Here is a 16,031-nt window from a genome sequence, read left to right on the forward strand (position 1 = left end):
GTGGAATCAATCCCAAATCTCAAATCTCAAATCCTCAAGCCCCCGCATTTATCTCGCGCAAGTCAATCTAAAATCTAAAATCTAAAATCTAAAATCGATTGACTCCTTGTTGGGCGAGAATTTCCTGTATTTCGGTTTCTGACAGTTGATCGAGGTCTGCTAAAACTTGAGCTAGCATTTCACTGTCGCTTTGTTCGACTTGCTTTTGCGCGATCGCTACTGCAAAATCGGCGACAGTGGCCGACTCAAATAAACGGTGCAAAGGCAACTCGACCTGAAATGCTTGGCGCACTCTGGAAATTACTTGAGTTGCTAATAAGGAATGCCCTCCTAATTCAAAAAAGTTGTCGTAAATGCCGACTTTTTCAATTTTGAGAACTTCAGCCCAGATAGCGGCTAAAACTTCCTCGATATTTGTACGAGGCGCCACAAAGTTTTCTGTCAACTCCGATCGCATTTCATCAGGTGCGGGCAGCGATCGCCGATCTATCTTTCCGTTAGAAGTTAAAGGCAAACTTTTGAGCGTTACAAAAGCAGAAGGCACCATGTACTCCGGCAATTTTGACGTTAAAAAATTGCGAAATTCCTTGTGGGTAGGTGCTTGTTTCTGATTAGAAATCAAATAAGCCGCGAGGCGCTTTTCACCAGGCGCATCTTCCCGCGCCACCACTACAGCCTGCGCGATATCTGGATGTTGCCCCAGCACCGCCTCAATTTCTCCCAATTCAATGCGGAAACCGCGAATTTTTACTTGGCCGTCAATTCGCCCGATAAATTCGATGTTTCCGTCTGGCAAATAGCGAGCCAAGTCGCCGGTTTTGTACAGTCGCGTCTTTGCTTGCGTGTCAAATGGATTGCGAATAAATTTTTCTGCGGTTAATTCAGGGCGGTTAAGATATCCGCGTCCCAAATTCTCACCGCCGATGTACAGTTCACCAGCTACGCCGATCGGCACTGGTTGCAAGTAAGAATCCAAGATATAAATCTGAGTGTTGGCAATCGGAAGACCGAGGGGAACTGTGTCAAAATCGCACCCAATTTTATCAAATTCGACTTGATAAGTCAGGACACCTACAGTTGTTTCTGTTGGCCCGTAGTGATTGAATACTGAGCAACTGGGAGCCAGATTGCGAAGTGTTTTAATTAAGCTCCAATTGGCCGATTCACCTCCTAAAATAAGCCGTTTACCAGGCAAAATTGACTGGGGTTGAGAGGAATTTAAAAGGGCGGCTAGGTGAGAGGGAACTATTTTGAGGCAGTCGATGGAATTGCGGCAGAAATATTCACCCAGTGCCTCTGGATCGGTGGCGCGTTGTTGGGAGATAATATGCAGGCAACCGCCGAAACAAAGGGCGGGGAAAATGGCTGTGTTTCCTAAGTCGGCGGCGAAGGTGGAAGCGGTAGCAAAACTGGCATCGGCTGGTAGGTTTAATTTTTCTTGAATGCTGTGCAGGTAATTGAGCAGTTGCCGGTGTTCGATCGCGACTCCTTTGGGGATGCCAGTGGAACCGGAAGTATAGATGACGTAAGCTAAATTGTCTGTAGAAACACGGGGCGTGTAAGATGCAGAAACAGTGGGAATATCTGTATCGATGCAAACAATATTTGCCTGAGTTTTCGGCAAGCTTTCGATGAGCCGCTGTTGTACGAGCAAAACCTTTACCTGAGCGTCTTCTAGCATTAGCGCTTTGCGCTCTATTGGGGTCGTTGGATCGATCGGTAAATAGGCGCCACCGGCTTTGAGTACGCCCAGCATTCCTACGATTGTTTCTAAGGAGCGATCGAGGCAAATGCCAACAACGACCTCTGGTTCAACTCCCAAGTTTTGCAGGTGATGGGCGAGTTGATTGGCGCGATCGTTGAGTTCTCGGTAGGTGATTTTTTCACTTTCAAAGACGACGGCAATGCTGTCTGGGTTGCGTTCTGCTTGTTCTTCAAAAAGCTGATGAACGCATTTATTTTTCGGGTAATCTTTTTGAGTTTGGTTAAAGTCAATGAGAAGTTGCAGCCGATCGCGATCGCTGAGTATGTCTAGCTGACTGATAGCGACTTCTGGATTTTTGACTGTGCTTTCTAAAAGCGCCTGAAAGTGTTCTGACAAGCGCTTTATATCTGCCGCAGCAAATAAAGCGGAATCATAGTGAAATTCAGCGCTTAGGGAATTGCACAGGCGAAGGCAGGAGAGCTTGATTTTGAATGGTTGTAGGCAGGCATCTTGCCGAATAAGGGAAAATGAAACGTCTGAGTTATCATCGTTGTTAGGCTCTGCTTGGAAGTCAAAGCAGACGGGCCAAAAGCTGCTGGTTTTTTCGTTTTCTAAGATTTCTTCCCTGCTAAAATATTCTTGCCAGTTGTACATCTCGTTGAGATTAAGCTCAACTTGCTGCCTCACTTGTGAGAAATTTAACTCGTCTTGCACTGGGCATCGTAGGGGTAAGTATTTGCACAGCAGCCCCAGAGAGTGTTCTAATTCTTCATATTTTCTGCCGTCAATCGCTACGCCGATTATCGGGTTTTGCTCTCTGGTAAGCCGCCAAATGAGAATTTGCCAGCAAGTCAGCAGGAAGGCAGAAATATCGCTTTTGTGCTTTGGGGCGATCGCTTCTAGGCTGTTCAACAAATCACCGCGAATTTCCACCCTTTCTACTTGTGGCTTAAATTCCGCTTCTCCATTCTTCTTTTCCCAAGGAAGTGTTAATAAATCCCAAGATTCAAGGTTCAGCTTTCGCCAGTATTCTTGGCCGATTGCCGTTTCTTCTGATTCGAGTAACTCATTTTGCCACTCAGCAATATCGGCATATTGCATTGACTCATCAGAGAACTCTTCCCCGCACGCGCAGGCTGAGTAGGAAAGACTGAGTTCGCGGGTGAAATTTTTCAGGGTGACGCTATCTGCAATTAAGGCAGAGAAGTTCACCAGCAATAGCTGCTTGTTTTGCGCCAGAGTGACTAAAGAGAGATGCCAAAGTGGGCCGCGCTCAAAATCAAAAGGAAGCAGGTTTAGTTGCTGAAAAAGCGCTGCGATTTTAGCTTCTTGTTCTTCGGGAGACAAACCGCTGAGATTGTGTTCCGAGATAGGAACTTCACCAGTGCTGGCGATCGCTTGCAGGGGTAGTGTCATCCCAGGCAAGCAGTGAAAGCTAGTCCGCAGGATTTCGTGCCGATTTACGACATTTTGCAGCGCCTTTTTAAGAATCTTTTTGTCGAGATTTCCGGTAATTAAAATTGCACCTCGAACGCGATAGATTTGTTTAGGATTATTTTGCTGTAACCCCCACAGATGCCGTTGCTGTGGAGAGAGTCTAAACCCTTCGATTGTTTCGTTTTGCATTTCTAAAGTTCCTTTAATAAGCCTAAATATCTTGACAGCTAAACGGTTCTGCCATACCGACAACAACCCGACGCGAACCAGAGAATGGCGTGCGTCCGTGCGCGGCTAGCATATTATCTAGCAGCAAGACATCTCCTTCTTCCCAAGGGAAAACAATCGTTTCTTGCTGATAGCAGCGACGAATTTCGTCTAATATAAAATCTTCAATGGGCGAGCCATCGCCGTAATAAGCATTGCGGGGTAAATCTTCCTCTTTAAAAGAAGTTAAAAGCTCTTTGCGAACGGCGGGTTCGAGATTGGAAATGTGGAAGAGGTGAGCTTGATTAAACCACACCATTTCCTGCGTGTGTGGGTGTTCAGCGACAGCTTGACATATTTGCCGAGTTCTCAAGCCATCGCAACTTTTCCATTCTAACTCAATTCCGGCTTTTTTGCAATACTCTTCTACCTCAATTTGGCTATCAGTATTGAAGACATTTTGCCAGGGTAAATCTACGCCACCGCCGTAATTTCGCACATACATAACCTTTTTTTTGGCAAACTTTTCTCTAATATTTGAATCCAGGCTTTCAAACACTTTGCGGCTGTTAGCGATCGGAGTTTCTCCTCCCTGTTCGGCTTTCTTGACGCAGAAAAAAGCGATTTTCAGCGGCCAATTTCGAGAATAAGCCATTTCATTGTGCAGGGGGATGAATTGCTCGGCAGGATACTCGGTGGAAGTGTAAATATTTCCGCTCACCTGGCTACGCGGAGTCGAGCGAAAAGAATATTCCAACAAGTCGCCAGCAAGAGTTTGAATAAACTGCTCGAAACCATTCACCCCGCCGACTTCAAAGCCTCGAAAAAGTATTCCTCCATGCTGCCATAACTGCGTTTCAATTAATGAGCAATTGTTCGCAGCCCAACCCGCGAGATTTAATTTTTCTACTGTTGGCTGAACCACTAGAGGTAGAAAGTTTTCGGGCTGGAGGTAGGCGGTTTTGACTAATTCCTCTGAGGATAGGCTGACGGCTTTGCGCCTAACCGATCCTAACTTTTGGGAATTGAGATTCTTTGTTTCTGTATTTGTCATAATTTTTGCTTTGGTGAAAAATTTATCTCTTTTTCCCGAAAAAACCTGAGAGATTGATATCAAATCCGTTAGCATCGGAACTATTCATCTCTCTGTTCTCTTCCTCTGCGTTCTCTGCGTACTCTGCGGTTTAATCATTCTAATGCAACCGGAATTGATATGAGCCATCCTTTTCAACTCTTCATAACTTTGCGTTTAGCCATTTTTAATTTTTGAATTCCCGAAAGATGAATTTGTTTTTGCTGCTCGATTTGGTGCTGCCTTTCTGCTTCGGCAAGAATTTCTGCCAACTCGTCGATTCTGATATCTGGCTGAATGACTACCTGGTTGAGGAGGATTTGAAAACCTCTCACCATTCGGGCAATAGTCGCAGCCTCAAATAAGTCTGTTTTGTACTCAAATAAGCCTTGAATTCCTTCTGAATCCTCCCAGAGAGTGAGGCTTAAGTCGTGTCTCGACATACCGACATCGGATTCCAGAATGCTCAAGGTCAAACCAGCTAACTCCAAGGGTGGCATGGGTGCATTCTGGAGTACAAACCACACTTGAAACAGCGGGTTATAGCTGAGATTTCGCTCCGGCTGCAATTCCTCCACGAGCTTTTCAAAAGGAACATCCGGGTGAGCGTAAGCTGCTAACGCTACCTCGCGTGTTCGATCGAGTAGTTCGCGGAAAGTTGGATTACCTGCCGTGTCAATTCGCAGCACTAAAGTATTGACAAAAAATCCAATTAGTTCCTCTAATTCAAGGCGGTTGCGATTGGCAATAGGAGAGCCAATAGCGAGGTTATCTTGCTTTATTTGGCAGGATAGCAAGGATTGAAATGCTGCCAACAACGTCATAAATAGGGTGACATCTTGTTGCTGGTTGAGCGCTTTCAGTCTCTCAGTTAAAGAAGCATAAATCACAAAAGATTGCTGCGATCCTCGGAAAGTTTGCACGGGAGAGCGCTGCTTATCTGTTGACAGCACAGCTAAATCGCCTCCCAATTGCTGTTTCCAATAAGCGAGCTGTTTTTCTAATTTCTCTCCCTGGAAATGCTGCCGCTGCCAACTGGCGAAGTCGGCATACTGCACGGAAAGTTCAGGCAGCCCAGAGGGTTTGTCAGTGGAAAAAGCTTCATAAAGTGCGGCCACTTCTCGCACCAATACCCCCATAGACCAACCATCAGAAATAATGTGGTGTATCGTCAGCAGCAACACATATTCTGCCGAACTAAGTTGCAGCAAAGTGCCTCGCAGTAAGGGCGATCGCGTTAAGTCAAAGGGGCGTTGGGCTTCTTCTAAAGTACGCTGCTCAATTTCAGCTTGCTGCTCAGTTTCTGGTAAATGTCGCAAGTTTACTACCGACAAAGCGAAATCCAAGGAAGGAGAAATCAGTTGAACAGGTTCCCCGTCCATTTCTGCAAAAGCAGTTCGTAAAACTTCGTGACGCCTGACAATTTCATTGAGTGTTTGTTGCAGTGCCGACAAATTCAATTGCCCTTGCAACCGCACAGCAGCCGGAAGGTTGTAGGCAGGGTTTTCGGGAGACAATCGATCGAGAAACCACAGCCGTTGCTGGGCAAAAGAAAGGGGAGCAGAATTTGGCTGCGATCGCCTGGGAATACATTTAGATTGCTCAGCCTGTACTGCCTCTTTGCCCAATGCTTTGACGAGGAGCGCTCGCTTCTGGGGCGAGAGGTTTTTTAGTCGTTCTGAACGATTAGTAGACATCATAATTCACTTCCTCGCAGTGGTCGCTGTTTGTGATAGTTAAGGAAAGTTTTGCTGCTATTTTTAGCTGGTCATTTAAAACAAAATTGATATCTGCTTCAGTAGTAAGGGGGTTGGCAAGGACGACTCGAAAAGCAACAATGGGAATGGTTTTGCCATAACAGGTGTTTTGTAAGGTTGTTCGCGAGACGAAGGTGTGACCGGCTTGCCGCTGGGCCTCCTGAAGGCGCTCGTTAAATTCATTAATGAAGTGGTTGTCTGCTTCGGTTAGTTGTTTTTTGGCTGCTTTTTCCCTGAATGTTTCTGGAATGTAGCGGTATAAAAGAATATTAATTTCTGGTTCTAGCAGCAATTCAAAGGCTGGATTTTTCCGAAGTAAATTGGCTAAGTGCTGCGTTTTATGGATGCCTCCATCTATCAAAAACTCATAGCCTTGATGGCCGATGATATTCAAGGCGGCTTGCAAGAACAAACTCGCACCCGATCGAGAGCCTTCGAGAGAGCGCTTGCCTAGATCGATCGAGTCTTTTCGCACCGTGTAGGGTGCGTTTTTTTCAATAACTTTGGCGGTTTGGGGATTGCGGAATAAAACCATGCCGATTCCCATTGGCAAATACATTTGTTTGTGTCCATCTATGGTGACGGAATCTGCTAGTTGAATGCCTGCTAATTTGTGCCGGTGACGTTGGGAAAAAAGCACGGGGCCGCCCCACGCGGCATCGACGTGAAAGTGAGCGTTTGCGGATTGGGCGATCGCGGCTATTTCTGGTAGCGGATCGATACTTCCCGAATCGGTGCTGCCGGCGATACCGATAATTGCCAGAATGTGCAGGTTGCGATCGCGACATTCGGCCACAGTTTGGCGCAGCGCTGCCAAATCCATCCGGTGATTGGAATCGGTGGGGATTTTTAGGAGATTGCGATCGCCAATGCCTAATAAACCGGCAGCCTTTTCAAAAGAATAGTGCATCAAACTCGATCCGATTATCACCATTCCCTTGTAGCCGTAAAATTCTAAAGCTGCGTACAAGCCTTCTTTTTCAATGCCACCAAAGTCATTTTTTGGCCCTAAAGAAGCGTTGCGAGCGCACCACAGGGCGGTGATATTAGCTAGGGTGCCGCCCGTTACCATGATACCGAGCGTGCTATCATTTTTTTGAATGTGCTGATTATAAAAATCCTCAGAAAAATCGTAAATTAATCGGTGCATCATTGCCAAAGTCTGGCGCTCGCAGGGGCTTAAAACTTTGGCCGTTTCCATCTTGACTAAATTTTGATTCATCGCGGTTACAAGCTTCGCGATCGGGCGCACAAAATAGGGAAGTGCACTCGTCATGTGACCGATATATCGCGGGGAAGATGTGTGGATGGAATGAGCAACGAGGGTTTGGGTCAAATCATCGATATAATTCCCAACATCTGTAGGAAGGGCGGGAATTTTGTTTTCCCTAAACTGCTGAATAATTAACTCTAAGTCAATATCTGTACTAGCGGTTTTTGCGTACAAAAAGTCTTGAACTAGGGCAGAAATTCGCTCCTCCATTGCTTCTTCTGCCAAAAATGACTTTTCTGAGGCACTGAATAGCTCCATTAACTTTTCTTCAATTGGGATAACAGAGGCTTTTAATTGCTGCATTACCTCTTGAGACTTTGTGGCTTTTACTGTTAGTTTACTCATGCGAATTTATCCTGTTATATCAAATTCGTTAACATCGGAATTATTCATCTCTCTCTTCCCTTTCTCTGTATCCTCTGTGTCCTCTGCGGTTTAATCATTCCGATACAACCGGAATGGATATTAAATGGGATTTTTAAATCTCCAATTACCCACCGAACCCTTAAGGAGCAAAGGGCTTTTTGTGTTTTTTGACCCACCCGATATTTACTCAGCCACCATCACAGTTTGTGCTGACTCTTCATCCACTTTTTCTAAGAGATCGAGCAATTCATCTATCTGGTTAGCATCGGCGTTTGCCAGAATTTCTTCCTCGATTAGTTCAGCTAAATTCTGAATGGTGGGAGCAGCAAAAAAATCGCACAGTGCTAACTCTACCCCAAAGCACGATCGCACTCGCGATATTAACTGTGTTGCCATCAGAGAGTGACCGCCGAGGTCAAAAAAGTTTTGGTTAATTCCTACTTTTTCTATCCCTAAAATAGCAGTCCAAATCTCAGCAATTTCTTTCTCTGTGGGCGTTTTTGGCTCAGTGAATGCTGTTTCATCAGAAACGTAATCGCACCTTTGAGATAAGGCGAGACGGTCAATTTTTCCGTTGGGCGTTAGTGGCAGCGCATCTAATAGCATAAAAGCTGAAGGCACCATGTAATCGGGCAGTTTTTGCTTCAAGAATGAACGCAGTTCGGAAATAAGTTCTGGGTGCTGATTTCTGAACCCTGAGTTAGGAACTAGGTAAGCGACTAGGCGTTGACTGCCCGGTGCATTTTCCTGAAGCAAAACAGCAGCGGTGGACACAGAATAATGTTGAGAAAGTGCTGCCTCTATTTCTCCGAGTTCGATGCGGAAACCGCGAATTTTTACTTGGGAATCGCCCCGACCCAGAAATTCTATATTACCATCCGGCAGGTAACAACCGATATCGCCTGTTTTGAACAAAAGTTTTTGATGATAATTACCGACAAAATCTAATTTTTCTTGCCCAAACGGGTTAGAAATGAATTTTTCCGAGGTTAAGTCGGGGCGGTTTAAGTAGCCTTTTGCCAATCCATCGCCCCCGACGTAAATCTCGCCGGGAACTCCTATCGGAACGGGTTGCAAATTGCGATCGAGCAGATAAATTTGCGTGTTGGCGATCGGGCGACCAATTGGCACTTTTTCGACACAGTGAGTTGCATCGTACCACGTCACGTCCGCAGCTACTTCAGAAGAGCCATAAAGATTGATTAATACCCGCTGGGGCATCTGCTCTCGAAATTGCTGGCAAAGTTCGATCGGCAGAGTTTCTCCGCTGCAAATCCAATACTTTAATTGAGGCAAACGCCTGTCTAAATCAGGGAAAGCATCTAAGATAGCGCGCAACAAAGAAGGAACCAGCACCAGTCGGGTTACTTTTTGCTTTGATAAGGTTTGAAGGAATTGGTTAATATCTTTGACGGAGCGATCGCGAATAATGACAGTGGGCAACCCATGCAGCAAAGGAGCAAAGATTTCCCAAACCGAATCGACAAAATTTAAGGACGTTTTTTGACAGCAAATATCAGATTCGATAAAAGGGTAGGGGTTCCAAAAACAGCGATTGACTGTGCCTCGGTGGGTGCCGAGTACGCCTTTGGGAGTGCCTGTCGAGCCGGAAGTGTAGAGGACGTAAGCGAGGTTTTCAGCTTCCACTTTAACAGCGGGGTTGCGATCGATCTCGCGGCAAATTTCCTGCCATTCGGCGTCGATACAGACGACTTTAGCGCTGTGTTCGGGGAGGGTTTCTAGGAGGTTTTTTTGAGTCAAAAGCACCGGAACTTTTGCGTCGGCCAGCATGAACGATCGGCGTTCTTGGGGATAAGCAGGATCGAGAGGAACGTAAGCGGCACCGACTTTTAAAATGCCCAAAATGGCCACCAGCATCGACAGCGATCGCTCTAAGCAAATTCCCACCAAAACTTCGGGTTTTACGCCTAGAGATTGCAGGTAATGCGCGATTTGATTGGCTTTGGCATTCAATTCGCGGTAAGTCAATTGTTCATTTTCGCAAATTGCAGCCACTGCATCTGGGGTTCGCTCTGTTTGCGCGGCAAATAATTCGTGAATTGAGGAATTTCTGGGATAATCCGCTTGGGTGTCGTTCCACGGGACAAGTAATTGCTGGCGTTCGGCGGCGCTCAATAGGGACAATTCTGACAGTTTCCGCTCAGGATTGGCAGTCATTTCCTCCAGTAAAGTGTGCAGGTGTCCGAGCATTCGCGCGATAGCAGCGTCTTCAAAGAGGCTGCTACTGTAACCAATTTTTAGCGTCAATTGGGCACCGGGCATTGCCATCACGGTTAGAGGATAATTCGTTGTTTCCCAGGAGCGAATATTCTCTACTTTTAAGTTTTGAATCTTCTCCTGCAAAGAAGCATCCGAAGGATAATTTTCAAAAACGACAAAACTCTCAAATAGAGGTAAACTCCGAGGAACTTCGCTCCACCCCTGCACCTCAACGAGGGGGCTGTACTCATATTGTCGCGCCTCAACTTGTTGCGCTTGGAGTTCTTTCAAGCAGGATAAAATAGAATCCTGTGGGTCAATTTTTACGCGCACTGGCAGAGGATTTACGAACAGCCCCACTACCGATTCAGCACCCATTAACTCTGGCGGTCGCCCGGAGACAACCGTACCAAAAACCACATCTTCCTCGCCGCTGTATCGGCTCAAAAGTAGCGCCCAAGCTGCCTGTACGAGGGTATTTAATGTTAGCTGATGCTGTCGCGCGGCAGATTGCAGTGCGGCGGTGGCTGTTGCAGAAAATATCACCTGCTGTTCGCCACTACTTTCTAAACGGTTTCCCGCGACAATATTGCCCCGGCCGATCGCAGTTGGAGCTGCAAAACCTTTGAGAGTTTGCCGCCAAAATGACTCCGCCGCAGATAAATCTTGCTGGTGCAGCCACGCGATGTAATCCCGATAAGGGCGAGGGCGTTTGAGGTGCAATTCCTCGCCCTGGGAGAAGGCTTGATAAAATGCAAAAACTTCCTCAAGCACGATCGCCAGCGACCACCCATCTAAAACCAAGTGGTGGTGGCTCAAAATAAACTGAAAACTATCTGTTTCTAACTGCGCCAGTGTAATGCGAATCAAGGGAGCTGATTTCAAGTCAAAGCCCTGCTCGCGATCGGCTTTTAGGAACGTTTCTAGCTGCTGTTGTTGTTCGGAGGCCGAGAGCGATCGCCAGTCCATCTGCTGCCAAGATAATGCAGCCTGCTTACGCACCGCTTGCACGGGTTCTTTCAATTTTTCCCACAGGAAACAAGTCCGCAAAATGGGATGTCGCTCTACAACTTTTTGCCAACTATTTCTCAACGCAGAAACATTGAGATCGCCGCGCAAGACGCACAGCAGTTGCCCGAAATATACGCCCGATTCTGGCTGGTAAAGGGAATGAAAGAGAATGCCCTGCTGCGCTGGGGAGAGGGGATAAAAATCTTCGATATTGCCTTTGCTCATCTTACAGCTCTCCCAAAATTGCAGTAATGTTGTCTAAATCGTCCTGGCCCCACTGACTCCACTTAAACTCTGCAAAGTCAGAAGGAGTGCAGCCGCCTGCGTCGGGGGACTGACAGTATTGAATTAGCGATCGCAGTGATTCTATAAAGCCGGTTGCTAAATTTTCAATGCTTTCTCGTCGGTGAATGCTTTCGCTGTACGTCCAATCTAATTGCAGCTTGTTGCTGGCAACAAATCCGTTAATTTCCAGCAGGTAACGCCGATTTCCGCGCGGGCTGCGAAGGGGGCCAACAGGCTCGGATGACAGCATAAATAATGAAGATTTCGGCAGCACTTGGTCAAACTGTCCGAGATAGTTAAAGCTTACCTCAGCTTGCGGCAATTTGTGCAAATTCTTTACATTTTCTGGGTTTAAATATTCTAGGACACCGCAACCAACGCCGCGATTAGGCACGGCGCGTAATTGCTCTTTCACTGATTTAATTGCTGCTCCTAGATCGGCAGGTTTTTTTAAATTCAACAGGACGGGAAAAACAGATGTGAACCAGCCGATTGTGCGCGACAAATCTACTCCCTCAAATATATCTTCGCGCCCGTGACCTTCTAAGTCAAGTAAAAGTGAGTTATTGCCAGTCCAGCGTTCAAATGCTTGACCTAAAGCAGTTAGCAATACATCATTAATTTGAGTGCGGTAAGCGGCAGGTACTTCTTGTAAGAGCAGTTTTGTTTCTTCAACACTCAAAGCAACGGATACTGTCTTTTCAGATGCAACTAAATTAGCTGCGGTTGGGAAATCCACCGGCAAGCGAGAAGTTGGTTGGTGAGAAAGGGCGAACCAGTAATCGAACTCTGCCTGCAATTCGGGCGATCGCGCCCACTCATGCAAGCGTTCTGCCCACTGCTTAAAGGAGGTTGTTTTGGGCGGTAGCGCCACTGTTTCGTCGCGGCTAATCTGCCCGTAAGCTGTCTGGAAATCCTCAATTAAAATTCGCCAGGAAACCCCATCAACCGCTAAGTGATGAATGGCTAATAACAAGCGATTTGGCTGATGTTTGCCCATGTCAAATAGGGCAGCGCGAAGTAATGGCCCCTCTGACAAATTCAAACTGGCTTGCAACTGAGTGGCGGCGGTTTGGAAAGCGGCTTCTTGTTCCTCTGGAGGTAGCGACGACAAATCAATGCAGGTAAACGCAGCAACCTCGTCGGGATTGGCGAGATTCTGCAGCCAGCCAGATTCTCCTCGCACAAAACGCAGGCGCAGCGCGTCGTGGTGCTTCAGCAATTCTTGCAAAACCGACTCAATTAATGCAGGTTCGAGAGGTTGTCGCAACTCGAAAAGCACCGCCTGATTCCAGTGGTGTGGATCGGAGAGATTTTGCTCAAAAAACCAGTGCTGAATTGGTGTCAGAGGAACGTCGCCAATGATTAATCCCTGTTCCAATTGTTGGGTTCCAGTTGTATCGGCGACGGCTGCTAACTGTGCAATGGTTTGGTGTTGAAACAGTTGTTTTGGAGTGAGTCGCAACCCCGCTCGATTGGCTTGAGAAATTACTTGAATGCTGAGGATAGAATCGCCGCCCAATTCAAAGAAATTGTCGTCAATTCCTACTTGTTCTAACCCCAATACTTGCGCCCAAATTTCTGCCAGGATTTTCTCAATAGCTGTGCTTGGCGTGGCGAATGCCTCTTCGAGTTCTGGCCGATCGCGATCGGGTGCGGGAAGGGCTTTGCGATCGACTTTGCCGTTGTTTGTTAAAGGCAGCGATTCCAGCAGGACGAAGGCAGACGGCACCATATACTCTGGCAAGCGTTCTTGCAAGAACTGACGCAGCTCGCTAGAAGATAACTGTAGGGGCGGTGCCCCCGTGCCCGCCCCTAGGCGGGCGTCGGGGACGAGGTAAGCGACGAGACGCTTGCGAGCGTTTGCCTCGAACCACACCAAAACCGCACTTTCGAGCACTGCCGGATGCTGGGAGAGTGCCGCCTCAATCTCTGCCAGCTCAATGCGGAACCCGCGAATTTTCACCTGATTGTCAATGCGACTGACATATTCGATGTTGCCATCAGGTCGATAACGAGTTAAGTCTCCAGTTTTGTAGAGGCGCGAACCAGGTTCATTGCTAAAGGGGCTGGGGATAAATTTTTCTGCCGTCAGCTCGGGACGGTTGAGGTATCCCCGTGCCAAACCAGCGCCGCCGACGTGCAACTCGCCCGGAATGCCAGTGGGTACAGGCTGCCCGTTACAATCTAGGATGTAGGTTTGGACATTGCCAATAGGGCGCCCGATCGGCAACTCCCTCAATGTGGCGTCGGCTGCCGATAATTCGCATATCGTTGCCACCACAGTGGCTTCTGTAGGGCCGTAAGTATTCACCAGACGTACTTGTTGCCCTACACGCTCAATCCAAGTTTTCAATCGTTCGGGGAGCGCTTTTTCTCCGCCAATGATTGTCAAGCGTAATGACGGGGCAAGTACCAAGGTTTCTTGGCTCAATAAGGCTGTCAGTTCGTGCCAGTAGGCTGTCGGCAAACTCAGAACAGTTAACTTCCAAGTCCTGCACTTTTCCCAAAATACACCCGCTGAATCCAGCATGGAATCAGTACGCAATACGAGTGTTGCGCCCGAAGTCAGGCAGGGGTACATTTCTTCGGCACTGGCATCGAAACTAATAGAGGCAAACTGCAAAACGCGATCGCGCTTTTCTATTCCATATTCAGCGATCGCAGCCGTCGTGTAATTGACTAGCGATCGATGTTCGATTAAAACGCCTTTGGGTTTTCCTGTAGAGCCTGACGTGTAGATAACGTAGGCCAGGTTTTCTGGCTTTACGCCGCTGCGAGGGTTTTCTGAGCTGTAAAAAGCAATTTCTTCCCAGCCCGAGTCCAAGCAGACAACACGCGCCGAGTGTGGGGGAAGTTTTTCGAGCAGCTTTTCTTGCGCCAGCAGCACCTGCACTGAAGAGTCTTCTAGCATGAAAGCCAAGCGCTCTTTAGGATAGTTTGGATCGAGTGGGACGTAAGCACCGCCCGCTTTGAGGACGCCCAACAAGCCGATTACCATCAAGGGCGATCGCTCGACGCAAATTCCCACCAGCACTTCTGGCTCCACTCCCAGAGAGCGCAGGTGGCGCGCCAACTGGTTTGCTCTGGCGTTCAGTTCCCTATAGCTGAGTTCTTCTCCTTCAAACACCACTGCCACAGCGTCAGGCGATCGCGAGACAGCCTCCTCAAATAACTGATGGATGCACTTATCCTGGGGATACTGGGCAAAAGTATTATTCCACTCCAGCAATTGCTGCTTTTCGACAGCAGTCAGCAGGGGCAAGCTCCAGAGGCGCTGCTCTGGATTAGGGACGATACCTTCCAACAAGGTTTGCAGGTGTCCGAGCATCCGGGTAATGGTGGCGCGATCGAACAAATCCGTGCTGTATTCCACTGAGGCTTGCAGCCTTTCCCCCAATTCTTCTAAATCCAAGCTCAAATCAAACTGCGTCGTATTCGTTTCGACATCGAGCAGACTTAAAGTCAATCCGGGCAGATCCAAGGGCGGCATGGGGTTATTTTGCAACTGGAACATAACCTGAAATACCGGGTTATAACTCAGACTGCGATCGGGTTGCAGTTCCTCAACCAGTTTCTCAAAGGGCAAGTCTTGGTGCGCGTAGGCTCCCAAAGTCACCTCGCGCACGCGTTGAAGCAATTCTCGAAAAGTAGGATCGCCGGAAACGTCAGTTCGCAACACCAGCGTATTGACGAATACGCCAATGAGCCCTTCAATTTCCGCGCGGTTGCGGTTGGCGATCGGCGAGCCGACTAGCAAGTCTGTCCGCCCTGTATAGCGGTAAAGCAGCGCTTTAAAGGCCGCCAGCAGCGTCATAAACAGGGTAACGTCCTCCCCCTGGCTGAGGTTTTTGAGGGCGGCTGTCAGCTCCTGAGACAGCAATAGCGACTGGGTTGCGCCGTTTGATGTCTGAATTGGAGGTCGGGGTCGATCGGCAGGCAGTTCCAGCAACGGAGGCGCTCCCTCCAACTGTTGCTTCCAGTACGCAAGCTGAGTTTGCAGCACTTCGCCCCAGAGCCAGTTGCGCTGCCAGATCGCAAAGTCGGCATACTGCACGGGAAGCTCTGGAAGCTGGGGTTGGTTTCCGGCGGATAAGGCTTCGTAAATTGCCGCCAGTTCCCGCGCCAGCACTCCGATCGACCAGCCATCTGAAACGATGTGGTGCATCGTCAGCAGCAGGACGTATTCTTCTTCGCTAAGCTGTAGCAAAGAGGTTCCCAGCAAGGGGCCTCGTTCTAAGTCAAAGGGCTGTTGCGCTTCCTTTGCAGATAGCTGCTTTACGGCTGCCTCTCGATCGCTCTGGGGCACTTCTCGCAGGTCTATTACTGGCAGCAGCAGGCGAGAAACAGGGGGAGCAATAACTTGAACGGGCTGTCCCTGAACCTCAGTAAAGGTCGATCGCAAAGCTTCGTGCCGGTTGACGATTTCGTTGAAAGTTTGCTCCAACACAGCCACATTTAATTTGCCTTTGAGCCGGATAGCGCCTGGGAGATTGTAGAAAGATTTTCCAGCCTCGAATTGGTCGAAAAACCACAGCCGTTGCTGGGCGAAAGACAAGGGGATCGAGTCGCCTTCTTTCCTTCTAGGAATTCTGCGATCGCTTGAGGATTCTACCCCCTTTTCTCGCAGCATCACTTCCAGCAATGCGCGTTTTTTTGCAGATAGTTTCAAATAGCTCATTGGGCTTTTGTTTGTTT

6 protein-coding genes are annotated in these 16,031 nt (G+C 48.0%); all 6 read right to left on the minus strand.

What is annotated here, in order from left to right:
• Positions 1–88 precede the first annotated feature (88 nt).
• Complete coding sequence (locus tag QT973_RS07870; protein ID WP_333391074.1) at positions 89–3,331, minus strand: amino acid adenylation domain-containing protein; 3,243 nt, start codon at positions 3,329–3,331, stop codon at positions 89–91.
• Positions 3,332–3,353: 22 nt separating this feature from the next.
• Positions 3,354–4,403, minus strand: coding sequence for a TauD/TfdA family dioxygenase (locus QT973_RS07875; RefSeq protein ID WP_333209378.1), 1,050 nt, complete (start codon positions 4,401–4,403; stop codon positions 3,354–3,356).
• A 173-nt stretch (positions 4,404–4,576) separates the two neighbouring features.
• Positions 4,577–6,121: a condensation domain-containing protein gene (locus QT973_RS07880; RefSeq protein ID WP_333231391.1), complete on the minus strand. Its 1,545-nt coding sequence runs from the start codon at positions 6,119–6,121 to the stop codon at positions 4,577–4,579.
• A complete protein-coding gene (gene panP / locus QT973_RS07885) occupies positions 6,108–7,796 on the minus strand; it encodes a pyridoxal-dependent aspartate 1-decarboxylase PanP (RefSeq protein ID WP_333391077.1) in 1,689 nt (562 codons plus the stop codon). Before panP ends, QT973_RS07880 begins: the two co-directional genes overlap by 14 nt.
• A gap of 204 nt (positions 7,797–8,000) precedes the next feature.
• Positions 8,001–11,273, minus strand: a complete 3,273-nt coding sequence (locus tag QT973_RS07890) for an amino acid adenylation domain-containing protein (RefSeq protein ID WP_333312723.1) — start codon at positions 11,271–11,273, stop codon at positions 8,001–8,003.
• A 1-nt stretch (position 11,274) separates the two neighbouring features.
• Positions 11,275–16,014, minus strand: a complete 4,740-nt coding sequence (locus QT973_RS07895) for an amino acid adenylation domain-containing protein (protein WP_333391080.1) — start codon at positions 16,012–16,014, stop codon at positions 11,275–11,277.
• Positions 16,015–16,031: the final 17 nt, after the last annotated feature.

The organism is Microcoleus sp. Z1_A1 (assembly GCF_036700305.1).
In the GTDB taxonomy this organism is placed as follows: Bacteria; Cyanobacteriota; Cyanobacteriia; order Cyanobacteriales; family Microcoleaceae; genus Microcoleus.